General features: G+C 73.3%; 21 protein-coding genes. 8 read left to right on the top strand and 13 right to left on the bottom strand.

The window, feature by feature from the left end; translation table 11 throughout:
- Window positions 1–86 precede the first annotated feature (86 nt).
- Window positions 87–2,660, bottom strand: coding sequence for a bifunctional FO biosynthesis protein CofGH (locus ACIP9H_RS11175; RefSeq protein WP_401592565.1), 2,574 nt, complete (start codon window positions 2,658–2,660; stop codon window positions 87–89).
- A 121-nt stretch (window positions 2,661–2,781) separates the two neighbouring features.
- Between ACIP9H_RS11175 and ACIP9H_RS11170 the strand changes: the two genes are divergently transcribed.
- Window positions 2,782–3,183, top strand: coding sequence for a MerR family transcriptional regulator (locus tag ACIP9H_RS11170; RefSeq protein ID WP_401592563.1), 402 nt, complete (start codon window positions 2,782–2,784; stop codon window positions 3,181–3,183).
- Window positions 3,180–3,554: a thioredoxin family protein gene (locus ACIP9H_RS11165; protein WP_401592561.1), complete on the top strand. Its 375-nt coding sequence runs from the start codon at window positions 3,180–3,182 to the stop codon at window positions 3,552–3,554. The genes ACIP9H_RS11170 and ACIP9H_RS11165 overlap by 4 nt, the downstream gene beginning before the upstream one ends.
- 4 nt (window positions 3,555–3,558) lie before the next feature.
- On the opposite strand, the gene ACIP9H_RS11160 is transcribed toward ACIP9H_RS11165, so the two are convergent.
- From ACIP9H_RS11160 to ACIP9H_RS11140, 5 genes are all read right to left on the bottom strand, one after another.
- The gene (locus ACIP9H_RS11160) at window positions 3,559–4,389 is read right to left on the bottom strand and encodes a TIGR03619 family F420-dependent LLM class oxidoreductase (protein WP_401592559.1); all 831 of its coding nucleotides are present in this window, start codon (window positions 4,387–4,389) and stop codon (window positions 3,559–3,561) included.
- Between the two features lie 116 nt (window positions 4,390–4,505).
- The gene (locus tag ACIP9H_RS11155) at window positions 4,506–4,928 is read right to left on the bottom strand and encodes a roadblock/LC7 domain-containing protein (protein ID WP_401592557.1); all 423 of its coding nucleotides are present in this window, start codon (window positions 4,926–4,928) and stop codon (window positions 4,506–4,508) included.
- Window positions 4,925–7,021 carry a nitrate- and nitrite sensing domain-containing protein gene (locus tag ACIP9H_RS11150; protein WP_401592555.1) on the bottom strand — a complete coding sequence of 699 codons (2,097 nt, stop codon included), beginning with the start codon at window positions 7,019–7,021 and terminating at the stop codon, window positions 4,925–4,927. Before ACIP9H_RS11150 ends, ACIP9H_RS11155 begins: the two co-directional genes overlap by 4 nt.
- Window positions 7,022–7,160: 139 nt before the next feature.
- Entirely contained in the window at window positions 7,161–7,637 is a 477-nt protein-coding gene (locus ACIP9H_RS11145; RefSeq protein WP_401592553.1) for a hypothetical protein, read from the bottom strand.
- Between the two features lie 95 nt (window positions 7,638–7,732).
- A complete protein-coding gene (locus ACIP9H_RS11140; protein WP_401958808.1) occupies window positions 7,733–8,461 on the bottom strand; it encodes an AMP-binding protein in 729 nt (242 codons plus the stop codon).
- A gap of 301 nt (window positions 8,462–8,762) precedes the next feature.
- Here ACIP9H_RS11140 and ACIP9H_RS11135 point away from each other — a divergent pair, with 301 nt between their 5' ends.
- The 3 genes from ACIP9H_RS11135 (at window position 8,763) to ACIP9H_RS11125 (ending at window position 12,566) form a co-directional block, all read left to right on the top strand.
- Entirely contained in the window at window positions 8,763–11,699 is a 2,937-nt protein-coding gene (locus ACIP9H_RS11135; protein WP_401592549.1) for a BTAD domain-containing putative transcriptional regulator, read from the top strand.
- Window positions 11,700–11,872: 173 nt separating this feature from the next.
- The gene (locus tag ACIP9H_RS11130; protein WP_401592547.1) at window positions 11,873–12,007 is read left to right on the top strand and encodes a hypothetical protein; all 135 of its coding nucleotides are present in this window, start codon (window positions 11,873–11,875) and stop codon (window positions 12,005–12,007) included.
- Window positions 12,008–12,362: 355 nt separating this feature from the next.
- Complete coding sequence (locus ACIP9H_RS11125) at window positions 12,363–12,566, top strand: hypothetical protein (protein ID WP_401592545.1); 204 nt, start codon at window positions 12,363–12,365, stop codon at window positions 12,564–12,566.
- A gap of 105 nt (window positions 12,567–12,671) precedes the next feature.
- On the opposite strand, the gene ACIP9H_RS11120 is transcribed toward ACIP9H_RS11125, so the two are convergent.
- The 3 genes from ACIP9H_RS11120 to ACIP9H_RS11110 form a co-directional block, all read right to left on the bottom strand.
- Complete coding sequence (locus tag ACIP9H_RS11120) at window positions 12,672–12,854, bottom strand: hypothetical protein (RefSeq protein ID WP_401592543.1); 183 nt, start codon at window positions 12,852–12,854, stop codon at window positions 12,672–12,674.
- Between the two features lie 299 nt (window positions 12,855–13,153).
- The gene (locus ACIP9H_RS11115; RefSeq protein WP_401592541.1) at window positions 13,154–15,475 is read right to left on the bottom strand and encodes a PQQ-binding-like beta-propeller repeat protein; all 2,322 of its coding nucleotides are present in this window, start codon (window positions 15,473–15,475) and stop codon (window positions 13,154–13,156) included.
- A gap of 136 nt (window positions 15,476–15,611) precedes the next feature.
- Window positions 15,612–16,520: a VOC family protein gene (locus tag ACIP9H_RS11110; protein ID WP_401958803.1), complete on the bottom strand. Its 909-nt coding sequence runs from the start codon at window positions 16,518–16,520 to the stop codon at window positions 15,612–15,614.
- Between the two features lie 133 nt (window positions 16,521–16,653).
- On the opposite strand from ACIP9H_RS11110, the gene ACIP9H_RS11105 reads away from it, so the two are divergent.
- Window positions 16,654–17,301, top strand: coding sequence for a TetR/AcrR family transcriptional regulator (locus tag ACIP9H_RS11105; protein ID WP_360901157.1), 648 nt, complete (start codon window positions 16,654–16,656; stop codon window positions 17,299–17,301).
- Window positions 17,302–17,477: 176 nt separating this feature from the next.
- Here ACIP9H_RS11105 and ACIP9H_RS11100 read toward each other — a convergent pair whose 3' ends face one another.
- Window positions 17,478–18,053: a GNAT family N-acetyltransferase gene (locus tag ACIP9H_RS11100; RefSeq protein WP_401592538.1), complete on the bottom strand. Its 576-nt coding sequence runs from the start codon at window positions 18,051–18,053 to the stop codon at window positions 17,478–17,480.
- Between the two features lie 171 nt (window positions 18,054–18,224).
- Here ACIP9H_RS11100 and ACIP9H_RS11095 point away from each other — a divergent pair, with 171 nt between their 5' ends.
- Window positions 18,225–19,400 (top strand): flavin-containing monooxygenase, encoded by a 1,176-nt coding sequence (locus ACIP9H_RS11095; protein WP_401592536.1) that lies wholly within the window; start codon window positions 18,225–18,227, stop codon window positions 19,398–19,400.
- 181 nt (window positions 19,401–19,581) lie between these two features.
- Here ACIP9H_RS11095 and ACIP9H_RS11090 read toward each other — a convergent pair whose 3' ends face one another.
- Complete coding sequence (locus tag ACIP9H_RS11090; protein ID WP_401592534.1) at window positions 19,582–20,496, bottom strand: hypothetical protein; 915 nt, start codon at window positions 20,494–20,496, stop codon at window positions 19,582–19,584.
- 160 nt (window positions 20,497–20,656) lie between these two features.
- The gene (locus ACIP9H_RS11085) at window positions 20,657–21,988 is read right to left on the bottom strand and encodes an MFS transporter (RefSeq protein WP_401958801.1); all 1,332 of its coding nucleotides are present in this window, start codon (window positions 21,986–21,988) and stop codon (window positions 20,657–20,659) included.
- A gap of 70 nt (window positions 21,989–22,058) precedes the next feature.
- On the opposite strand from ACIP9H_RS11085, the gene ACIP9H_RS11080 reads away from it, so the two are divergent.
- On the top strand, window positions 22,059–23,090 hold the full coding sequence (locus ACIP9H_RS11080) for a GlxA family transcriptional regulator (protein WP_401592530.1): 1,032 nt from the start codon (window positions 22,059–22,061) through the stop codon (window positions 23,088–23,090).
- A 26-nt stretch (window positions 23,091–23,116) separates the two neighbouring features.
- Here the strand turns inward: ACIP9H_RS11080 and ACIP9H_RS11075 are convergent, their stop codons facing one another.
- Entirely contained in the window at window positions 23,117–23,593 is a 477-nt protein-coding gene (locus tag ACIP9H_RS11075) for an ATP-binding protein (protein ID WP_401592528.1), read from the bottom strand.
- Window positions 23,594–24,051 lie beyond the last annotated feature (458 nt).

Raw genomic sequence — 24,051 nt, 5'->3', positions numbered from 1 at the left:
GATCCCGGCCGTGAACGGAATGTGGCCAGTCACTCGTGGCGGCGTTCCGGACAGATGCCGGACGGTCCCGGAATGTGACCCGGCGGTCAGTCCCCCAGGACCGGCAGGAGTTCGGGCAGGTGGCCGTCGGAGGCGAGGCCGGTGGCGATGCGTTCGGCGGGGACCTCTCCGTAGGTGGTGGTGCGCTGGCGGGCCGGGCGGCCGGCCGCCTCGGCGATGGCGACCAGGTCGCGGATGGACCGGTAGGAGCCATAACTCGACCCGGCCATGCGGGAGATGGTCTCCTCCATGAGGGTGCCGCCGAGGTCGTTGGCGCCGGAGCGCAGCATCTCCGCGGCGCCGTCCGCGCCGAGTTTGACCCAGCTGGTCTGAATGTTGGAGATGTGGCCGTGGAGCAGGAGCCGGGCCATGGCCGTCACCGCGCGGTTGTCGCGCGCGGTGGGGCCCGGCCGGGCGATGCCGGCCAGGTAGACGGGGGCGTTGGTGTGGATGAAGGGCAGGGTGACGAACTCGGTGAAGCCGCCGGTCTCCTGCTGGATCCGGGCGAGCAGCCGCAGGTGGGCGAGCCAGTGGTGGGGCTGGTCCACGTGCCCGTACATCATGGTCGACGACGAGCGCAGGCCGAGCGCATGGGCGGCCTTGACGACCTCGATCCAGGTGGCGGTGGGGAGCTTGCCCTTGGTCAGGATCCAGCGGACCTCGTCGTCGAGGATCTCCGCGGCGGTGCCGGGGATGGAGTCCAGGCCGGCCTCCTTGGCCGCGGCCAGCCACTCGGGGATCGACATCCCGGTGCGGGTGGCGCCGTTGACGACCTCCATCGGGGAGAAGGCGTGCACGTGCATGCCCGGCACGCGCTCCTTCACCGCGCGGGCGATGTCGAAGTACGCGGTGCCCGGCAGGTCGGGGTGGATACCGCCCTGCATGCACACCTCGGTCGCCCCGACCTGCCAGGCCTGCTCGGCCCGGTCCGCGACCTGGGACAGCGACAGGGTGTAGGCGTCGGCGTCCGTGCGGCGCTGGGCGAAGGCGCAGAACCGGCAGCCGGTGTAGCAGACATTGGTGAAGTTGATGTTGCGGGTGACGACGTAGGTCACCTCGTCGCCCACGGTGTCCCGGCGCACGTCGTCCGCGATCCGGGCCAGCGCGTCCAGCGCCGCGCCGTCGGCGTGGAACAGCGCCAGCGCCTCGGCGTCGGTGAGCTTCGTGGGATCGTCGGCGGCCACCGACAGCGCCGTGCGCACGTCGGCCTCGATGCGGTCCGGGACGAATCCGGGCGCGGCCTGCTCGCGCAGCGCCTCCCAGTCGCCGTACACCTCGTCGAAGTCGTCGCGGCGGTCACCGGTGCGGCCCTCGGTGTCGATGGTGCGGTGCAGATCGGTGCGGCCGGTGGCGGTGAAGGCCTCGTCGGGCTCCTGCCACGGGCGGCCCTCCACCACCGCGTCCTCGCGGGCCAGCCCCGTGGCGGGGTCGGCCAGCGCGGTGACGTGCGGCAGCAGCCGCGGGTCGAGCCACGGCTCACCGCGGGTGACGAACTCCGGGTAGACGCAGAGGCGTTCGCGCAGCGTGAAGCCGGCCGCCGCGGAATGCGCGGCGAGCTCGTCGATCCGCGGCCAGGGGCGCTCGGGGTTGACGTGGTCCGGGGTCAGCGGGGAGACCCCGCCCCAGTCGTCGATGCCGGCGCCGATGAGGCGCGCGTACTCCGCGTCCACCAGATTGGGCGGGGCCTGCAGGTTCGCGGAAGGCCCCATGATGTGCCGGGCGACCGCGACCGTGGCGACCAGGTCGTCCAGTTCGGCGTCCGGCATGCCGCGCATCGCCGTGTCCGGCTTGGCGCGGAAGTTCTGGATGATCAGTTCCTGGATGCCGTGGTACGAGCGCGCGACGCGGCGCAGCGCGAACAGCGACTCGGCACGCTCCTCGTACGTCTCGCCGATCCCGATCAGCAGCCCGCTGGTGAACGGCACCGAGCTGCGTCCGGCGTCCTCCAGCACCCGCAGCCGTACCGCCGGTTCCTTGTCGGGCGAGCCGTAGTGGGGGCCGCCCGGCTCGGACCACAGCCGGGTCGCGGTGGTCTCCAGCATCATGCCCATCGACGGCGCCACCGGCTTCAGCCGCTGGAAGTCCGTCCAGCTCATGACGCCGGGGTTGAGGTGCGGCAGCAGCCCCGTCTCCTCCAGGATCCGGATCGACATGGCCCGCACATAGGCCAGGGTGTCGTCGTAGCCGTGCGCGTCCAGCCACTCCCGGGCCTCGGGCCAACGGTCCTCGGGCTTGTCCCCGAGCGTGATCAGCGCTTCCTTGCAGCCCAGTTCGGCACCGCGGCGGGCGATCTCCAGCACCTCGTCCGGGGACATGAACATCCCGTGCCCCGCCCGGCGCAGCTTGCCCGGCACCGTGACGAACGTGCAGTAATGGCACTTGTCCCGGCACAGCCGCGTCAGCGGGATGAACACGCTCTTGGAGTACGTGATGACGCCCGGGCGCCCCGCCGCCTCCAGCCCCGCGTCCCGGACCCGGGCGGCGCTCTCCATCAGGGCGGCCAGGTCGTCCCCCCGGGCCTGGAGGAGCACCGCGGCCTCGGCGGTGTCGAGGGCGACGCCGTCACGGGCACGCTTGAGCGCACGGCGCATGCTGTTGGCGGTGGGCGGGGTGTGCGTCATTCTCCGAGCATAGGTGCGCACTCCGTCAGCGGGCGCTGTCGCGTAGATCACCGGGGGGATTGCCGCCGGACGGGAATTTCCGGCTGGCCTTGACGTCGGGGTCAAGGTCTACGGTCGGTCCATGCGGATCGGGGAACTCGCCGAACGGGCCGGCACCACCACACGCGCCCTGCGGTACTACGAATCGCTCGGGCTGCTGCGGGCCCGGCGCACCGGCAACGGCTACCGGGCCTACGACGAGGCGGACCTGAGGCTGCTGCGGCAGATCCAGCTCCTGCGGGACGTCGGCTTCGAACTGGAGGACACCCGCCCCTTCGTGGACTGCCTGCGGGCCGGCCACCCCGAGGGGGACTCGTGCCCGGCCTCCCTGGAGGTCTACCGGCGCAAGCTCGCGGAACTGGACGAGTACGTCGCCCGGCTCACCGAGGCACGGGGCCGGATCGCCGGGCAGTTGGCCCGCGCCGAGTCGGCGGCGGCTCCCGCACCGCGTTGTGAGTTCACGTGCGAGGGGAGTACGACATGACCGATACGAGGACAAGCACGAGGCCGGAGTCGGGGCCGGGGACCGGCCCCGGGCACCTGGCCGAGGCGACCGACGCGACGTTCGCCGCCGAGGTGCTGGCCGCCGGGGTGCCGGTGCTGGTGGAGTTCGGCGCCGACTGGTGCCCGCCGTGCCGTCAGATCGAGCCCGTGCTGCGGGAGCTCGCCCGGGAGGAGGAGGGGCGGCTGAAGGTGGTCCGGCTGGACGTGGACCACAGCCCGTCGGCGCAGAGCGCCTACGGCATCCTGTCGGTGCCGACGCTGATGGTCTTCCGCGACGGCGAACCGGTGTGGTCGGCGGTCGGGGCGCGCACCAAGCGGCGGCTGCGGGAGGAACTGGCCGGCGTGCTGTGAGCGCTCACAAATACTGCGCGTAGTCGTCCAGGGTGCGCAGCACGTCCGCGGTGCCCGCGGAGGGCAGTTGCAGCACGACCTCCTCCACCCCCAGGTCGCGGAAGTAGCCGAGCTTCCCGGCGTTCGGGCGGACCGCGTAGGGCACGACCCGGGGGCCGGCCGGGTCGCGGCCCGCGTCGGCCCACGCCCGGCGCAGCGCCGGCAGGCTGTCCTTGAGCCCGCCGCCGCCGATCGGCAGCCAGCCGTCGGCGTACTCGATGATGTGACGGAACAGCACGGGCCCGGCGGCGCCGCCGACCAGGGTGCGGGGGCGGGTTCCGGAGGCGGGCTTGGGCCAGGCGTGGCTCGCCTCGACGCTCGCGTGGACGCCCTGGTAGGCGGTCGGTTCGGGCGCCCACAGGGCCCGCATCGCCGCCATCCGGTCCCGCACCAGGTCGCGGCGGCGGGGCCAGTCGACGCCGTGGCCGGCGGCCTCCTCCACGTTCCAGCCGAAGCCGACGCCGAGGGTGAACCGCCCGCCGGACAGGAAGTCCAGGCTCGCCACCTGCTTGGCCAGAACGATGGGATCGTGCTGGGCGACCAGGGTGATCCCGGTGCCCACGCGGAGCCGCCGGGTGACGGCCGCCGCCGCGGCGAGGCCGACGAACGGGTCCAGCGTGCGGCCGTACTCCGGCGGCAGGGGCCCGCCCATCGGCGCGGGGGTGCGCCGGCTGACCGGGATGTGCGTGTGCTCCGGCAGGTACAGGCCGTCGAAGCCGCGTTCCTCCAGCTCCCGGGCGAGCCGGACGGCCGGGACGGACTGGTCGGTCAGGAAGATCGTCGTGGCGATCCGCATGGCGTCGTCGCACCTCCCGTGTACGGGGCGACCTTAAGGCCCCGCGCGAGGCGCGGGAAGGACGCCGCACGGCTCGCGCACCGGGCGGGCGACGACGGCGGTCCGCGGGAGGCGGGTCAGCCCGCGGTGCCGACCGGGGCGTTGCGGAGTTCGGTGACGAGGGCCGGGGTGAGCAGTTCGCCGGCGCGGTCCGCGAGCACGGACATCTCGTAGCCGACGAGGCCGACGTCGCAGCCCTCGGAGGCGAGGACACCGAGGCAGCTGCCGTCGCGGATGCGGCCGACCATCATGAAGCCGCCCAGCATCTCGATCATGACCAGCTTCATGCCGTGGAACCCGTGCGCGGTGGCCGCGTTCTGGGCGAGCGAGGTGATGCCCGACACGACCGCGGCCAGGTGGTCCGCGCGGTCGCGGGTCAGCCGCTCGGAGGCCGCCATCAGCAGGCCGTCGGAGGAGACCGCGACGGCGTCGGTGACGCCGTCCGTGGTCCGTACGAAGTCGGAGATGAGCCAGCCGAAGCTCTGGACGGCGGTGGTCACGATGGCGTTCCTTCTTTGGTTCTGTACGGGACCGCTTGGGGGACGGCCCCGCGGGCGGGTACGGAGGGGGAACCGTTCTCGGCGCGGGCGACCCCGGCCCGGAAGGCGTTGAGCAGCGTCGAGATCCCGGGCTTGGGCGCCGGGGGCGGCGGCTCCTCCTCGTCGGGGGCGAGCAGCCGGGGAGGCAGGATCACCAGCGCGGAGACACCCCCTTCAGGGGTGTCGAAGAGGCGTACCTCGATGTCCTGGCGGCGGGCGAGCCGGCCGACGACATGGTGCCCGAGGAAGCGCGTCGGGGCGGACAGGAAGATCTCGTCCCCGCTGTCCGTGAGCAGCGCGTTGGCCCGCTGGAGGTCGGCTGGGCTCATGCCGACACCGTGGTCGACGACGGCGAAGCAGTACTCCCCCATCTGCTCGTCGCGCCAGCCGTGCACGTCGACGGACTCCTCGGGCGGGGAGAAGGTCAGCCCGTTCTCGATGAGTTCGGCCAGCAGGTGGGCGACGTCGGTGACCACGTGGCCGCGCAGGCTGCCCCGTTCGACCTGGGCGACCATCACCCGGCGGTACTGCTCGACCTGGGCGACCGCGGAGCGGACGGCCTCCAGCGCGGTCGCCGGGCGGGCGTTGGGACGGGCGGTGTGCTGGCCGGTGAGGACCAGCAGGCTCTCGGCGTTGCGGCGCATGCGGGTGGCCAGGTGGTCCAGCTCGAAGAGCTCGGCGAGTTCGTCCGGGTCGAGCTCCCGGCTCTCCAGCCGGGTGATCAGGCCCAGCTGGCGGCGGATGAGGCCCTGGTTGCGGCGGCCCAGGTTGGCCAGCGACTCGGTGGTGTTGCCGCGCAGCCGGGCCTGTTCGGCCGCCAGGTCGAGGGCGGTGCGCTCGACGTTGCGCAGGGCGGCGGCGACCTCGGCGATCTCGGCGGCGCCGTGCCGCACCAGGACGCCTGCGGGCTCGGCGGATTCCGGCGGGGCCGCGCCCGCGGTACGGGCCTGCTGGATGCGCTGGACGGCCTCGGGGAGCCGCCGGCGGGCGATGTCGTCCGCACCGCCGGCGAGGGCGGCCAGCGGGCGGGTGATGGAACGGGAGGCGAGCGCCGCGGCGGCGCTGACGATCCCCAGGATGAGCACGCCCACGGTGATGTAGAGGGCGAGCGAGCCGGCGGCCTGGTCGCTGAGCGTCCTGGTGCGGGCCGTCACGTCGGCGCCGACCGAGCGCTGCACCTCGTACAGCTCGTCGTTGAGGGCGCCGGTGCCGTTCCACCAGGCCCGGGAGTCGACGTTCAGGCGCGAGCCGTCGACGCCGCGCTCGGCCAGCTGCTCGTAGGTGAAGGTGTTGTTGGCGGCGGTGGTGCCGAAGGCCTGGTCCAGCAGGAGGCGCTGCTCCGGCGTGGCGACCTGCCGGTAGCGGCCGATCGCGGCCAGCCGCTCGGCGCGCTCCTGGATGAACTCCAGGTACTCGGCGCGGCGGAAGGCGCCGTAGGCGAAGACGCCGTTGAGCGAGCTGCGCTCGTTGGCGAGCGCCTCCTTGGCCTGGGCGAGCGCCTCGAGCGCGGCGACACCGTCGCGCAGCTCCCGGTCGCCGCGGGTGGCGGTACCGGCCGCCGGGTCGACGGCGTTCAGGCCCTGGATCGCGTAGGTGTAGAAGGTGTTCGTCGCGTCGCGGCCGGCGATGTCGGAGTCGACGTCGGCGCGCGTCCCGGCGAGCCGGCCGAGCCGCGTCTGGATGACGTCCTCGACGGCCGTCTGGTCGCGCAGGTCGTGCAGTTGGACGTCGACGAGCCTGCGGGTGGCGACGAGCTGCTTGCCGTACCGGGTCTCACCGCCCAGCAGGCCGTTGGTCAGTCCGCGTTCCAGCTGGAGCTGGTGGACGAGCGACCGCAGCCGCAGCGACAGTTCGATCTCGGAGCGGGTGGTGCTGGCGTCGTTGTAGTCCTCGGCGCGCAGGTCCACGGCGAGTCCGACGAAGGCGAGCAGCAGGCAGGTGGGAACGGCGAGGACGACCGCCACCCGGCCCCGGATGGTCCGCCATCCCGGCAGGGGACGGGGGAGGGCTCTGAAGATCGATCGAGGTCGCCGCCGCGCCTTCCGCACCGTCATGCGCCAGCATGGTAGCGGCCGGAATGGAACCGTCAATTTCCGACCCGTTAGCTGATGTTGGCCTTTGGGTGGCCGGAATCCCGCAGTGTCGCGAAAACGGTGCGGACGTCTCATCCGGGACATGGCACCCACCCCGGGGTCACCGCGGGGCGAACGCCGGGGCCGCGAGGTCCACGGTGAGGGCGTGGCCCAGGTCGTTGGTGAAGGTGGCGTACGATCCCCCGGCGGCGCTGCCGGTCCCGTCACCCGTCCCGTTCCCGGTCCCGGCCTCGGCGCGGACGAAGGGGCGGGACCGCCCGAGGGCGACGACCCAGATCAGGTTGCCGTCGGAGTCGAGCCGGGCGAAGAAGCCCTCCGCCTCGCGCGAGCCGTCGCCGCAGCACAGGTACCCCGTGCCGTCGGGGAGTTCGGCGGTGCCGTACGGGTGCGGATCGGCGGCCGTGACGAGCCCCGGGTCAGCGGCGAGCAGGGCCGGCAGGTCGACGGGGTCGCCGACGCGGAACGCCGACAACCGCGGGCCGTCGAGGTCCACACCGAACGCGGTGCCGTCCGCCCGGTACAGCCCGTCGCGGGCCGGGACCTCGCCGGCCAGCCACAACTCGGTGATCAGACCCATCGGCCGCGCTCCTCCCGCTGTGCGCGACCAGCCCATCAGGCGGCCGCTCGGCCCGTCTCGACCTGCGGGCGAACAGCGGGCGAACTCCCCTCCCGTCAGGCGGGGCCGAGCGGCCTCGGGCGGCGGAGCGCGTGGACGGGCAGCAGCATGCGCCAGACCGCCTCCTCCAGGCCGTGGACGGAGGCGATCCAGCCGAGGCTGTCCTCCGAGGTGCCCGTTCCGGCGGCGGCGGTCAGTTCACCGACCACGTCGGCGAGGTCGCCGTGCCGCAGCGCGGGCTCCATGCGGCCCCCGCCGAGTCCGTCGGCGACGTACCGCTCGTAGGCGGGCGCGGTGCGCAGCACCCCCACCGGCCGCCACTCCCGCGCCAGGCGCGGCACCGGCTCCCCGCCCACACGGCGGCCGTCGGCCTCCAGGACCTCGGTACGGGTGCGGTCGACCGCCAGCGCGGTCCACGCGTCGGCCCCCGTGAGGACCGCCGCGGGACGGCACCGCTCGACGGCCTCGGCGACGGCACCCGGCCCGTCCGGGCCGCCCGCGACCAGCGGCACCGCGGCCATGCCCGCGTACAGGCAGCCGTAGAAGGCGCCGGCCAGGTCCACGCCCTGGGGGTAGTCCAGCAGGACGCGGCTGCCGGGCGGCAGCAGGCGTCCCAGGCCCGCGGCGACCGCGCGGGCACGCCGGTCGAGACCGGCGAAGTCGCAGTCGTACGGCACATAGGGGCGGCCGTCGGGCTGCCGCAGCGCGCGGCGGCGCAGCGCGGGGCCCGGCAGGCGGTACACGCTCACCACGGAGCCGCCGATCCCGGCCCGGACGCCACTCACCGGCTCCCGTCCGCGGCGCGAGCACACCGGCGGCCCTTCACCCCCTCGTGAGGAACGGCGGCTACGCCAACGGCATATGAGCACAGATCATGCGAAAAGACGGCGAACATTCCCCGCAACCCCTCAGAGCGTGCCCTCCGAAAGTCACCCATAGGTGACCGCGAACAGGTCGGCACGGCAAACTGGCACAGTCGGCAGATCCGAAAGACCGGAACTGTCGTCTGCGGACACTGTTCCGGTTCGCGATGAACGATCGATATACGAGCTGTTCGCGGACGGCAGTCGGCACCTGGGGGCAGGCATGCAGAGCGGTACGGACCCCGGCGGAGCGCTGCGCTTCGCGGTCCTCGGCCCAGTGCGGGCCTGGCGCGGCGGACAGCCCGTACCCGCCGGCCCACCCCAGCAACGGGCGCTCCTGGGCGCGCTGCTGCTGCGCGGCGGCCGCACCGCGACCGCGCAGGAACTCGTCGACGCCCTGTGGGGCGAGGAGCCCCCGCCCACCGCCCTGGCCGCGCTGCGCAGTTACGCCTTCCGGCTCCGCAAGGCCCTCGGGCCCGAGGCCCTGGCCACCGTCGACGGCGGCTATCTCCTCAGCCCCGGGGACGACTTCGACCTCTTCCGCGCCGAACGGCACTGCGCCGCCGCCGAGAAGGCCCGCGCCGCCGCCGACCTGGCCACGGCCCGGGACGAACTGCGCTGCGCGCTGGCCCTGTTCGACGGCGAACCGCTGGCGGGACTGCCCGGCCCGTACGCGGAGACCCAGCGCACCCGGCTGCTGGAATGGCGACTGCAGATCACCGAGACCTGCCTGGACCTGGACCTCCAGGCGGGCTGCCACGCCGAGGCCGTGTCCGAGCTGACCGTGCTCTCCGCGGAGCACCCGCTGCGCGAACGGCCGCGCGCCCTGCTGATGCTGGCGCTGTACCGCGGCGGACGGCAGGCCGAGGCGCTGGGCGTCTTCGCCGACACCCGAAGACTGCTCGACGACGAGCTGGGCGTCGACCCCGGCACCGAGCTCACCGAACTCCACCAGCGCATCCTGGAGGCCGACCCGGCGCTGCTGCCGCCGCCCGTACCGCAGGCCGAGACGGCCGCGGAACCGGTGCGCCCGGCCCAGCTCCCCGCCACCGTCGCCGACTTCACCGGGCGCGCCGCCTTCGTCCGCGAACTCGGCGACCGCCTGGCGGGCGCCTCCGCCGAGGGCGGCGTCATGGCGGTCTCGGCCGTCGCCGGCATCGGCGGCGTCGGCAAGACCACGCTCGCCGTCCATGTGGCGCACGCCGTCGCGGGAGCCTTCCCCGACGGGCAGCTCTACGTGGACCTCCAGGGCACCGGCCCCCGTCCCACCGAGCCCGAGACGGTGCTCGCCTCCTTCCTGCGCTCCCTCGGCGTCACCGACAGCGCCATCCCCGACTCGCCGGCCGACCGCGCCGCGCTGTACCGCACCACGCTGGCCGGACGGCGGGTCCTGGCCCTGCTCGACAACGCCCACGACGCCGCCCAGATCCGCCACCTGCTGCCCGGGACGCCGGGCTGCGCCGCCCTGATCACCAGCCGTACCCGGATGGTCGACCTGGCGGGGGCGCACCTGGTCGACCTCGACGTGATGAGCCCCGAGGAGGCGCTGCAGCTCTTCACCCGCATCGTGGGCGAGGAGCGCGTGGCGGGCGAGCGCCAGGCCGCCCTCGACGTCGTCGCCGCCTGCGGCTTCCTGCCGCTCGCCCTCCGCATCGCCGCCTCGCGCCTGGCGACCCGGCGCACCTGGACGGTCTCCTTCCTCGCCCGCAAGCTCAGCGACGAGCGCCGCCGCCTGGACGAGCTCAAGGCCGGCGACCTCGCCGTCAAGGCCACCTTCGAACTCGGCTACGGCCAGCTCACCCCGCAACAGGCCCGCGTCTTCCGTCTGCTGGCCCTCGCGGACGGCCCGGACATCTCGCTGGAGGCGGGCGCGGCCGTCCTCGACATGGACGTCCACGACGCCGAGGAACTGCTGGAGGCCCTGGTCGACATCAGCCTCATCGAGTCCGCCGGGCCCGCCCGTTACCGCTTCCACGACCTCCTGCGGCTGTACGCGCGCGACTGCGCCGAACGCCACGAGGGCGAGGAGGCCCGCTGCGCGGCCCTGTCCCGGCTGCTCGACTTCTACCTCGCCTCGGCCGCCCGCACGTACGAGCTGGAGAACCCCGGCGACCGCGTCCTGGACCACCTCAGCCCGGTCGGCCGCCCCGGTCTGGTCTTCGCCTCCCGGCAGGAGGGCCTCGACTGGCTCTTCAACGAGGCGCCCAGCCTGCTCGCCGCCGTCCAGCAGGCCGCGGGCGACGGCTGCGAGGGCCCGATGCGACGGGCCGTGGACCTGCTCTTCACCGCCCAGGACCTGATGGAGTCCGGCATCTACGCGCGCCAATTCGAGCAGGCCACCCGCGCCCTCGTCACCACGGCGCACGCGTGCGGCGAACCACTGGTGGAGGGGCGGGCCCGCGTGCTGCTCGGCCAGCTGAACTGGCTGACGGGCCGTTTCGAGGAGGCCGACCGCGAGGCGGAGAGGGCGCATGCCCTGGGAGTCGCCACCGGGGACCCGCTCACCGCGAGCTACGCGCCGAACCTGCGCGGCATGATCGCGCTGGTGACGCGCCGCTTCCAGGAATGCGCGGACTACCACGTGACAGCGATCGCCGCCTTCGTGTCCGACGGCAACAGGCAGGGGGGCGCCGCCGCGCTCAGCAATCTCTCGCGTGCGCAGATCGAATTGGGGGACACGCCCTCGGCCATCGACTCCGCGGAAAGGGCGTTGGCCATCTACCGCGACCTGGGGGCGGGATTCCGGCTCGGCAACGGCCTGTACGCACTGGCCATCGCACTGACCGCCGCCGGACGCCTGGAAGAGGCACTCGCCCGCCTCGGCGAGGCCCTGGCGCTCTTCCGCGACGCCCGGCAGCAGTTCTGGGAGGGCATGACGCTCTTCCGCATGGCAGAGGTCCATCTGGCCGCGAACGCCCACAGGCAGTCCGCCTCCGTCGCCGAGCAGTCGCTGATCCTGCTGCGGGTGGTGGGCGGCACGCTGCGGCAGGCGACCGCCCTCGTGGTGCTCGGCAAGGCACTCGACGGCATCGGGCAGACCGACCGGGCCCGGGCCTGCTGGTACGACGCGTTGAAGGACTTCACCGCACTGGGGTCTCCCGAGACGGACGAGGTGCGGCAACTCCTGGGCAGCCCGCCGGAGTCCGCTGTCGCGGTCTGACGTCCCGACCGCGCAACACCGCAGGCACAGGACGTCAACAATTCCGTTTATCAGTTGATTATCGCCCCCTGCCACGCTTCCATCAGTGCAAGAAACGCCCGCCTGGTGACGCACGGGGGTCGTCGCCAGGCGGGCTCGCAGCATCCGGTTTCCGCGAAGACGAAGGAGACAACATGAGCGAGACGACGCCCGAGACCGGCACGGTGGACGAGGAGCAGCAGGTCCCCGTCGCGGACGACGAGACGATCGAGGAGCCTCCCGCCAAGGACGACGGCACCGTCAAGCCCGACAACTGGCACTCCTCCTGAGCCAAGCCGCACAGGGGGGACACGGGGGAAGCACCACCAGGGGGAGCAGGGGGGCACGGGGGAACACGGGGGAACAGGACCCGAGGACGCACCGGGGGGGCGTCACAGGGGGGGAGTACGAAGGGAACAGGGACCGACTGCGGCGCGGAGGGGGCGTCGTAGTCGGTCTTTGTCATGTCCGGGGAATCAGCACGATCGCCGCAACGCGTGATCCTCATGTGGCGCCAGTCGTGAACTGATAGCTTCCGTAGGCAAGTTGAGCCGAATCCATCGCCCGTTAAGGGGCCGGCTCGCCGTAACGCCCTTGTACGAATGTGACTACCGGGCCCAGCGCCCGGCTTCTCGTGGAGGCGTCATGAAGCTCGTACGCAAGGCCGCAGTCGTCCTCGCCGCCCTCGCGGCCGGACTCCTCGTCACGGCACTCCCGGCCGCCGCCGCGGACAGCCCGGACAACTGGCACCAGACAATTGTCAGCCCCGACAACTGGCACCAGACGATCGTCAGCCCCGACAACTGGCACCAGACGGTCATCAGCCCGGACAGCCTCCGCACCCCGTGATCGCACCCCCGCGCACCGCGTGACCGCATGGCCCTCCCGTTCACCGTGGGAGGGCCATCCGCGTTTCCGCACCCCGCCGACGGCAGCCGAAGCGCCGCCCGTCCCTCAGATGTTGTGCGTGCGGCGCAACTGGTCGCCGAGCCCGCGGGGGAGCCGGGCGAGGCGGCCGGCGTCGATCACGGGGGCCGGGTCGACGGGGGCGGTCCGCCGCCGCGGGAGCACGACGGGGGTCTGCTGACCCGGGCCGGCCGGCGCCTGGTCGTGCTCGAACTGCCGCGGTGTCGCCATGATGTTGCGTCCCTTTCGCCGGTGCGGGACGCGTCCGCGTGCCGAGGGGCAGAGCGGGCGCGTCCGGATGGAGCCGAAAGGAGCAACGTCCCTCACCGGCCGTGCGTAACGGGCGGATCGGACATTCGGCGGGCGTACGCGGGGCGCGGGCGACCGGCCTACCGCGCCGCAGGCCGCCCCCCGCGTGGCGCCTGTGGCGTGTGGGGCGTAGGTTGCGTAGCGGCGGCCGTCGCCCGCCCCTTCCGTGTGAGGCAGCGACGGCCGCCCATCGCTCCGCGAACCGCGCGGCGCGCGGGGGCTCAGGCGCGGCGCGTGGCCGCCTCCGTGCCCTTGACCGCGTTGAGCGCGTAGACGCAGCGGTCCTTGCTGCTGGCGTAGACGACGCCCTCGGCGACGACCGGGGAGCCGGTGATCTCGCCGCCCGTCTCCAGCTTCCAGCGCAGCTGGCCGCCGCCGGCGTCCACGGTGTACAGGCAGTGGTCCTTGGAGCCGAAGTGGACGCGCCCGTCGGCGACGACGGGTGAGCCGACGATCTCGCCCTGGGCGGCGAAGCGCCACTTCGGGGTGCCCGAGACCGCGTCGAGGGTGTAGAGCGCGCTGCCCGCGCCGAGCATGACCGAGCCCCCGGCCACGAGGACCGGCTCGACGCTCTGCCGCTGCTCGGTGGCGACCCGCCAGCGGTCCCGCCCGTCGGCGGGGTCGAGGGCGTAGACGGTGCCGAGGTAGTCGGCGACGTAGACACCGCCGCCGGAGATGCCGGGGCCCGGGACGTACGCGGGCGGTCCGAACATCACCGCGGGGGCGTCGAAGCGCCACCGCTCGGTGCCGGTGCGGGCGTCCAGCGCGAGCACGCGGCTGCCCGCGGTCGCGAACACCGAGCCGTCCTCGACGACCGGGCGGGTCGGCATGGCGCCGCCGTCGCCGGTCGGGAACGACCACCGCTCGGCGCCGGTCGCGGCGTCCAGCGCGTGCAGCCGGCCGCCGCCGTGGAAGTAGACGACACCGCCGGTGATGCTCGGCCCCGACTCGGGGGTCTCGAACTCCGTCTGCGCGCCGCCGCGCTCCCAGCGCAGCCGCCCGCTCGCCGCGTCCCAGACCTGGACGCCGCCGCCGCGCGTACCGGTGACGACGCTGCCGGCCTCGGCCCGCAGCGAGTAGATCCAGCCGTCCACCCCCGTGCGCCACCGCTCGGTGCCGTCGGCGGCGTCCAGGGCGTACAGGCTCGGCCCGTCGGAGCCGTGGATGCGGCCGTCGGAGACGGCCATCGTCCACGCCACGTCACGGGTCTTGAACTGCCGCCGCCCGGTGGCGACGTCGAGCGCGTGCACCTCGAAGGAGGTGACGTAGAGCCGGCCCGCGGAGACGACGGGGGTGCCCCACACGTCGTTGGACATCCGGAACCGCCACGGACGCCACTCCCCGGCCGGGCCGGCGGGCGGCTGGGCGCCGCCGCCCTGTCCCTGACCGGGCACGGCCACCGGGGCGGCGCCGGCGGCACCGCCGCGGCCGGACCAGCCGACTCCGTCGCCGGCGGGCGCCGCGGCGGTCTGGTTCTTGCGCTCCGCGACCCGCATGCCGGGCCCTATCGGTGCGGAGCCGGCGAGCTGCACGGGGCCGCCGGGGGCCTCGGCAGGGGCCCTGGGGGGCTGTACGGGGGCCGCGGGCGGCTTGGGCGGCATCGGGGGCGCGGCGGGGGCGCCGGGGCCCGCAGGGCCGCCTGCCCGGCCGCCGCTGCGCCGTTCCTCTATGAGGCCGACCGCCGCGGGCGGCAGCCAGGCGGAGGCGGTGCCGGTGTCGTCCCCGGCGGAGGAGAACAGGTGCGGCGCCAGCTGCGCCTGAAGGTCCGCCGGGCTGGGCCGGCGCTCGGCCTCCATCCGCATGCAGGACTCGATCAGCGGCCGCAGGTCCGCCGGGAGCCCCGCCAGGTCCGGGCCCTCCCGGAGCAGCATGAAGACCGTCTCGACCGGGTTGGCGCCGTGGAAGGGCGCGTGCCCGGTGGCCGCGAAGACCAGCGTGGAGCCGAGCGAGAAGACGTCGCTGGAGCCGGTCACGCTGCGCGAGTCCTTCGCCTGCTCCGGCGACATGTACGCGGGCGTGCCCACGGCCACGTTCGTCATCGTCAGCCGCGTGTTGGACACCCCGCTGGCGATGCCGAAGTCGATCACGCGCGGGCCGTCCTCGACCACCAGCACGTTGGACGGCTTCATGTCCCGGTGGACCAGGCCCGCCCCGTGGATCGACTGGAGCGCCTCCGCGATACCGGCCGCCAGCCACCGCACGGCCTGGACCGGCAGCGGCCCGGACTCGTTGACGATCTCCTCCAGCGAGGGCGCGGGGACGAAGGCCGTCGCCAGCCAGGGCACCGCGGCCCTGGGGTCGGCGTCCACCACCGCGGCCGTGTAGAAACCGCTGACCGCGCGGGCGGCCTCGACCTCGCGGGCGAAGCGCACGCGGAACAGCTGGTCCTCGGCGAGCTCGGCGCGTACGGTCTTGATCGCCACGCGCCGGCCCGACGCCGAGCGCGCCAGATAGACCAGGCCCATGCCACCCGCGCCCAGCCGGCCCAGCACCTCGAACGGGCCGATCCGTCTCGGATCGTGCTGCGTCAGCTGCTGCACCACTGCCCTGCCACCTCCCCGTGGGTTCCCCCCATCCCGGGGTCCGTCCCCTGATTCTTCATGGGATGAGTATCAGTTGCGAACCCGGGGCGGTGTCGACACGCGATTACCTGAGATTCGCTTGCGGATCGGGCGTATGTCAGGACGGCTTCCGGCCGACCGTCGTGGCCGGGTCGATGAGCCCGAATTGTGCTCCCTGGTCGTCGCTCACCAGCAGAAACCTTCCGAACGGGGAGTCCAGCGGGCCGCGTGCGACGCGTCCGCCGAGCCGCACGGCCGTCTCCGCCGCGCGGTCGGCGTCCTCGACCGCGAAGCAGACGAGGATGTGCGGGGGCATCTCCTCGGGGTACCGCCCGCTCATCCGGAAGCGGCCGAGCACGGCGTCGGCGACGGTGACCTCCTTGCCCGCGGGCACGAAGATCCTGAAGTCGGTCTCGTGGTTCCCGTCGCCGACGGCCTCCCCGGCGGTCCCGGTGCCGGCCGCGGAATCGGCGACGGGGGGCCCTTCGAGGATCTCCTTGCCGCGGTACCCGAAGACGCCCTCGTAGAAGGCGTCGGCCTTCGCCGCGTCGCGGGTGAAGATCTCGGCCCAGACGTAGGAGCCGGGTTGGCGGGTCGTCTCGAAGCCCTGATGGGTCCCGGCCTGCCACGCCCCGAAGACCGCACCGGTGGGGTCGGCCGCGGTCAGCATGGAGCCGAAGGGCCCAACGGCCATGGGCTCCATGATGAGTTGGCCGCCGGCATCGCGGATCCTGCGTGCGGTGTCCTGGATGTCGGACGAGGCGAGATAGAGGTTCCACACGGTCGGCATGCGGCCGTCGGGCTTGGGCGACAGCGCGGCGACGTTCTTCCCCCCGGGACCGTAGGCCTGGGTGTACGAGGACGACTCCGGATCGGTGGCCCCGAAGGTCCAGCCGAGCAGCTCGCCGTAGAAGCGTTTTCCCGCCTCCAGGTCATTGAGCATGGCGTCCGCCCAGCAGGGCACGCCGTCGGCGTATCCGGCCATCTGGTCCTCGATTCGTGTCGTGATTCGCGCGGTGATTCGCATGGATCGACGGAGTGTCTGACTTGACACGTTATCGGCCGATCCTCAAGCCCGCCCGAGGAAAATTCGAACACATGGCCTTCCCCATTTGCAGGCACCGAATCGCGCGCTGATCACCAGCCCGTAAACTGACGGCATGACAGGACAAGTTCGCACCGTCGACGGCCGTGTGGCAGGACGTCGGGGTCAGGCGACGCGGCAGAAGCTGCTCGACTGCCTCAGCGAAATGCTCAGCACGTCGCCGTACCGGGACGTCAAGGTCATCGACGTCGCCCGGATGGCGGGTACCTCCCCCGCAACGTTCTACCAGTACTTCCCCGACGTCGAGGGCGCCGTGCTCGAGCTGGCCGAGGAGATGGCCAAGGAGGGCGCCGCGTTGACGGACCTCGTGGCCGGTCGTTCCTGGGCCGGCAAGGCCGGTGCCACGGCGGCGGAGGAACTCGTCGAGGGCTTCCTCTCCTTCTGGCGCAAGCACGACGCCATCCTGCGTGTCGTGGATCTGGGCGCGGCGGAAGGGGACAAGCGGTTCTACAAACTCCGCATGAAGATCCTCAACCCCCTCACCAACTCCCTTTCGGATTCCGTCAAGGAGCTCCAGAGCAAGGGCAGGGTCGACAAGGACATCACTCCGGCGGCCGTCGCCGGGTCCCTTGTGGCCATGCTCGCGGCGGTCGCCGCACACCAAAAGGGCTTTCAGAGCTGGGGCGTCAAACAGGCCGAGTTGAAGCCGAATCTGGCACTGCTCGTCCATCTGGGAGTGACGGGCAAGAAGCCCACGCGCTGATTCCCGCCGCTCGCGGCCTTTTTAAAGTCCTTGCCGTCGTAGTCCTGCCTGCAAAGACGCGGGCGCCGACCGGTCCTCGGGGGAGGTTGCCGGAACGGCGCCCGCGTTTTCCTTTCCGATTCCGCAAGCAGAGCACGGGCACCCGTTCGGTCGAGCGCGGGGCGCGGACGGACGCCTCAGGCCCGGCCGGCCGGCCGCGGGTCCGTCGCGAGACGGCTGTGCAGATGGACGTCCCTGAGCCGGCCGGAGACATCGACCATCGCCCCGCGCAGGACGCCCTCCAGGGGGTAGCCGCAGCGTCCGGCGACGGCGCAGGACGGCTCGTTGCCGACCGCGTGGCCGAGTTCCAGGCGGTGCAGGCCGAGGTCGCGGAACGCCCACCGGGTGACCGCCTCCAGCGCCCGTGAGGCGACCCCGCGGCCGCGCGCCTCGGGGAGCAGCCAGTAGCTGACCCGGGCGGTGCGCATCGGCCGGTCGATCAGGCCGACGGCGACCTGCCCGAGCACGGCGCCGCCCTCGGTCACCGCGAAGGAGGCGAGGTCGCCCGCGCCCCACCCGTCGCGCCGGCGGCGCAGGAAGTCGCGTACGCCGTTCTCGTCCGGCCGGGGCACGACCGCCGAGTTCCACCGCCGGAAGTCCGGGTCGCCGAGCCCGCGCAGAGCGGCGGCGAAATCTCCCGGAGTGTCCTCCCAGGGCCTGAGCAGCAGGTCGAACGCCTGCAACTCCACGGGGACCAGCACGGGTTCCTGCACGGCCACATTCAACCAACCGCCGCGGAGCGCCGACCAGGGGGTCCGGCCGCGCGAGTGCGCCCCGGCGGCGCGCCGGTTGACCGGATGCGGTCCCTCCTCGGCGAGGTGCGGGCGGTGAAGCGCGCTACCTTCCGGAGTGACCTCGCCATCAGTCAGCCACGGGAGTACGACATGACCGACACCTCCGCCTCCGCCGTCGCCCCGATACCGGGCGCGGCCGCCCCGGACGCCATCGTCATCGGTGCCGGGCCGGGGGGGCTGGCCGTGGCGGCCTCACTGCGGCACCGCGGGGTACGCACCCTGGTCGTCGAGCGCTCCGGCGCCGTGGGCGCGTCCTGGCGCGGCCACTACGAACGGCTGCATCTGCACACCACCAGACGGCTGTCCGCGCTGCCCGGCCTCGCCATCCCGCGGTCCTACGGCCGCTGGGTGGGCCGCGACGACGTGGTGCGCTACCTGGAGCAGTACACGCGCTTCCACGACCTGGACGTCGCCACCGGGATCGAGGTGTCCCGCATCGAGCCCGCGCGGGACCCCGCGGCCGGCTGGGCCCTCCCCGCGACCGGCGGCCGCATGCTGAGCGCCCGCAGCGTCGTGGTCGCCACCGGCTTCAACCACACCCCGCACCTGCCGGACTGGCCCGGCCTGGACACCTTCGACGGCGAGTTGCTGCACGCGTCCGGCTACCGCAACGGCACGCCGTACGCGGGCCGCGACGTCCTCGTCGTCGGCGTCGGCAACACCGGCGCCGAGATCGCGGTCGACCTGGTCGAGGCGGGGGCGGCCCGGGTGCGCCTGGCGGTGCGCACCCCGCCGCACATCCTGCGCCGCTCCACGGCCGGGTGGCCCGCGCAGCGCACGGGCATCCTGGTCCGCCGCCTGCCGGCACCGCTGGTGGACGCGATCGCGCCATATGTGGAGCGGATCTCCGTGCCCGATCTGTCGGCCCACGGGATGCCGCGACCGCGGACCGGCCTCTACTCGCGGGTGCGCGAGGGCGCCATCCCGGTCCAGGACGTCGGCCTGATCGCCGCCGTACAGACGGGCAAGGTCGAACCCGTCGCCGCCGTCGAGGGCTTCGACGGCCGCGAGGTCCTGCTCGCCGACGGCACCCGGCTCACCCCCGAGGCCGTGATCGCGGCGACCGGCTACCGGCGGGGCCTGGAACCGCTGGTCGGCCACCTCGGTGTGCTCGACGGCCGCGGCCGGCCCTCGGTGCACGGCGGCCGCAGCCACAAGAGCGCGCCCGGCCTGTACTTCACCGGCTTCACCAACCCCATCAGCGGCAACCTGCGGGAAATGGCCATCGACGCACGCAGGATCGCCAAGTCCGTTGCCAGGCGGTAGCCGAGGCGCCACGCCGGGTATCGACACGGTGTGGGCGTGCGCGCTCCGGCGCCTCCCGGACGGCGCGCGCACCCCCACGCACACCCTCCGCGCCGCACCGGCGCGGGCCCGGCACCACCCCCGGTCCGGCGGACCGGCCGGCCTCTCCCCCTCGGCCGGCCGGCCCGCCTTCCACCCCGGATCACGGGGCGGCGTCCTTCCTGAACAGGTACCAGATCGCGAGATCCGGATCGCCCAGCTCCTGGTAGAGCACCGGCCGGGCCTCGGTACCCCGTGACGACCAATGGCCCATCTCGGCGCCGTCGTCGCCGAAGGTGAGCGTGAGCCCTCCGGGCACCCCGCCCTCGCTCTCCTTGACGTACCGCCACGTCCCGGGGCCGGAGTGGCTGACGTAGTGGCTGTACAGGCCCGACGCGTCGGCGTCGTACTCGCGGACGCCCTGCGCGATGAAAGTGCCGTCCGCCGAGAACCGCATGACCCCGTCGAACTTGTCGCGCCAGGTACCCGCGTAGTCGGCTCCCGACTCCAGGACCGGCGGCTCGTACTCCTTCACCAGGCCCGTCCCGTACGCCACCAGGCCGCCCGCGAAGACGACTCCGACCAGCACGACACCGACGACGGAGATCTGGCCGGCCACCTGCTTCTGGCGCGGCCATCCGGTCTTCCCGCCCGGGTTCGGGCGAACGGCGTACAACGAGGCGGCCAGCACCGGGGCGACGCCGGCCCCGGCGATGCAGCACCACACCGTCAGGTAGGGCAGGCCCAACGCCGGGGCCGGCGCAGCCAGTACGGCGGCGAGCACCACCTCGGCCGCGAGGCAGCACAGCGTGCGAGGCACGTCGATGCGGCGCGACAGTGCGTGGCCGAGAGCTGCGGCGGGCAGGGCGTGCAGCAGGGAGGCGGCCACACCACCGGCCCAGAGAGCCACGAGGAGGAACGGGAACAGGCACAACACGAGCCCGCCGCCGGCCGGCCCGTAGGACGACTCCAGTGCCGGGGCGACGACGGTCTGGACCGTCAGCGCCACCACGGCCACCGCGCAGTAGGCCGTGACGGCGGCCGCCCTCCCCGCGTCGTCCCACGGACTGCCGGACACTCCCCCGGATGATCTCCCCCACCCCATGACGATCACGCTACGCCCCGGAGGGGACGACCAGTTGGCCGTCCCTCCCCGGGGCCCGAGCGGTGAGCCGGCAGAAGAAGCAGACCCGCCGCGGCCGCCGTGGGCGGGGTGACGGGCCACCGGCCGCAGCGCCTCAGGCGGCCAGCGGGGCCGCCAGAGTCGTGCCGTTGCCCCGGCGGATCACCAGTGCCAGGAGCGCGGCGATCGCGCACAGCGCCCCGGAGGCGTACCAGACGAGGTCGTAGGAGCCGAAGGCGTCGCGTGCCGCGCCGCCGAGGAAGGCCACCAGGGCGGCACCGAGCTGGTGGGAGGCGAGGACCCAGCCGAAGACGATGGCGCTGTCGGCACCGTAGAACTCGCGGCACAGGGCGATGGTCGGCGGGACCGTGGCGACCCAGTCGAGGCCGTAGAAGACGATGAACAGCACCATGGGCGGCTGCACGCTGCCGGCCATGAGCACGGGCAGGAACATCAGCGACAGCCCGCGCAGCCCGTAGTACGTGGCCAGCAGGCGCCGCGGGCTGAAGCGGTCGGTGAACCAGCCGGAGGCGATCGTGCCCGCGATGTCGAAGACGCCGATGACGGCGAGCAGCGACGCGGCGGCCGTCACCGGCATGCCGTGGTCGTGGGCGGCGGGGACGAAGTGGGTCTTGACCAGTCCGTTGGTCGACGCGCCGCAGATCGCGAAGGTGCCCGCGAGCAGCCAGAACGGCCCGCCCTTCGCGGCGCCGGCCAGCGCCCTGAGCGCGCGGACGGCCGCACCGGTCACCGGCGGGGGCTTGGGCACGAACTGCGCGGCGCCGTAGGGGGCGAGCCCGACATCGGCCGGGTGGTCGCGCAGCAGCAGCCACACGAAGGGCGCGACCAGCAGCGCGGCACCGGCGACGGTGAGCGTGGCGGAGCGCCAGCCGGCATCCTCGACGATCACGGACAGCCCCGGCAGGAAGACCAGTTGGCCGGCCGCGCCCGCCGCCGTGAGGATGCCGGTGACCAGGCCGCGGCGTTTGTCGAACCAGCGGTTGGTGACGGTGGTGGCGAAGGCCAGTGCCATGGAGCCGCTGCCGAGCCCGACGAGCACGCCCCACAGCAGCACCAACTGCCAGCTCTGCCGCATGAAGACGGTCAGGCCCGCGCCGGTGGCGATCGTCAGGAGCGCGGCGACGACGACCCTGCGCATGCCGAAGCGGTCCATCAGCGCGGCGGCGAACGGCGCGGTGACCCCGTACAGTGCCAGGTTCACCGACACCGCGAACCCGATCATGCCGCGCGACCAGCCGAACTCGCTGTGCAGCGGCTCGATCAGCAGTCCGGGCAGGGAGGCGAAGCCCGCCGCGCCGACGAGCGTGACAAAACTGGCGACGGCGACGTACCAGGCGCGGTGCACCCGCAGGCGGCGCGGCGGACGGGCGTCGGGGAGGGCGAGGTCCCTCAGGGGCTGGGCGGGAAGCTCCGGAGTCTGCGTCACCAGATGAGCATCGGGCAACGATTCCCGCACAACGAGTGGCCGGATGGCCATGATGTGCAAGGATCGGGCCATGGCCACGCCGCTGGAGTCCGCCGAGAACGCCGCCGCAGAACCCGCCGGCCCGGTGCGGCCGCACCGTGTCGCCGTCCTGGTGCAGCACGGGGTGATCCCGTTCGAACTCGGCATCCCGCACCGCATCTTCGGCGGCGCGCGGACCCCCGGCGGAACGGACCTGTACGAGGTGCGCACCTGCACCCCGGGCGGTCCCGGTCCCGTGCGCGCCGAGGCCGACTTCGAGATCGCCGTGCCCCACGGTCCCGAGATCCTGGAGGAGGCCGACACCGTCATCGTCCCGGCGGCGCACGAACGCGACAGCGCCCACTCCGAGGGCCGGCTCACCCCCGGTCTCGCGGCGGCCTTCGCCCGCATCCGCCCGGGCACCCGGCTGGTCTCCATCTGCACCGGCTCGTACTTCCTCGCCGCGGCGGGCTACCTCGACGGACTGCGCGCGACGACGCACTGGTCCAGCACCGAGCACTTCCAGCGCCTGTATCCCCGGGTGCGGGTGGAGCCGGACGTCCTGTACGTCGACAACGGCACCATCCTGACCTCGGCGGGCGTCGCCTCCGGCATCGACCTGTGCCTGCACCTGCTGCGCCGCGACCACGGCGCGGCCGTCGCCAACGCCAGCGCCCGGCGCACGGTCGTGCCCCCGCACCGCGAGGGCGGCCAGGCCCAGTACGTCCAGCGGCCGCTTCCGGAACCGCAGTTGGCCACGACGGCGACCGCGCGGGCCTGGGCGCTGAGCCGGCTGGACCGACCGCTGTCACTGCGGGAGCTGGCCGGGAAGGAGTCGATGAGCGTGCGCACCTTCACCCGGAGGTTCCGCGAGGAGGTCGGCACGAGCCCCGGTCAGTGGCTGGTGCAGCAGCGCGTCGAACGGGCCCGGCAGTTGCTGGAGTCCAGCGACCTGTCGGTCGACCAGGTCGCGCGCGACGCCGGGTTCGGCACCGCGGCCTCGATGCGGCAGCACCTCCAGGCGGCGCTCGGCGTCTCACCGACCGCCTACCGCCGCACCTTCCGGGACACGGCGATCCGCTGAGCCCTCGGCGCGCCCGCCGGCGGGGTTCAGAACGCCGGGCGGCCGATCAGCCCGCCGGTGGCCTGCGGCGGCACGATCGCCTGACCTCGCGCGCAGCGGTCGATCTCGCACCAGATCTGCTTGCCCGCACCCTCGCGCTGCCAGCCCCAGCGGTCCGCCAGGCCGTCCACCAGCTCCAGGCCGCGCCCGCCCGTCTCGTCCTTGTCCGCGTGGCGCGGCCGCGGCGGCGCGTCACTGGTGTCGGCCACCTCGACCCGTACGGTGTCGCGTTCCTGGCCCTGCGAGGCGCCGGAGGACCGGAAGAGCATCCGCAGCACCGCGGGGCAGCCGGTATGCACGACCGCGTTGGTGACCAGTTCGGAGATCAGCAGGATCAATGTCTCGGCGACGGGCTCGTCCGCCCCTATGCCGGAACCGGCCAGACGCGAACGCGCCCAGCTGCGGGCCCGGCCCACCTCGGCCGGGTCGGGGCCTACCTCTAGCTGAACCTGGAGCATCTGCACTGCTCACACCATCCGAACCGGCGGACACATCGCCTCGCGCCTCGGCAAGGTCACCAAGCGTGACCCCTTCGCGACACAGCATGATTGACCGACAGTCACCCCAACAAGCGCTTCGGGCATATTCCAGCGCGAAGGGGGAGGGGTGCTGCATACTGTGCGGGGCTCAATACGGGGCGAATACGCACAGCGCGACGGCGGTCGCCTGCCCGGCCCCCGGGCCGCGCTCCGACTGCTCACGTCGCGCTCCTGCACCACACGCACCCGATGGAGCGTACCCGAGGTGACGCCCGACTCCATGGCGTGACGAGTCACACCTCGGACACAACCCGATATCGACACCGCTCACCCCTTATCTCCGACGATTCCGACATGCCTCAATAAATGCCGCAAAGGGCGCCATTGCCCGGGCGTTCCGCGCATGCGGTCCCCACCGTCCGCGACCGGCCGCCCCGCACCCC

Origin of the sequence: Streptomyces sp. NPDC088732 (assembly GCF_044751205.1) — a bacterium.
In the GTDB taxonomy this organism is placed as follows: Bacteria; Actinomycetota; Actinomycetes; order Streptomycetales; family Streptomycetaceae; genus Actinacidiphila.
This window is presented reverse-complemented; position numbering and strand designations above follow the sequence as displayed.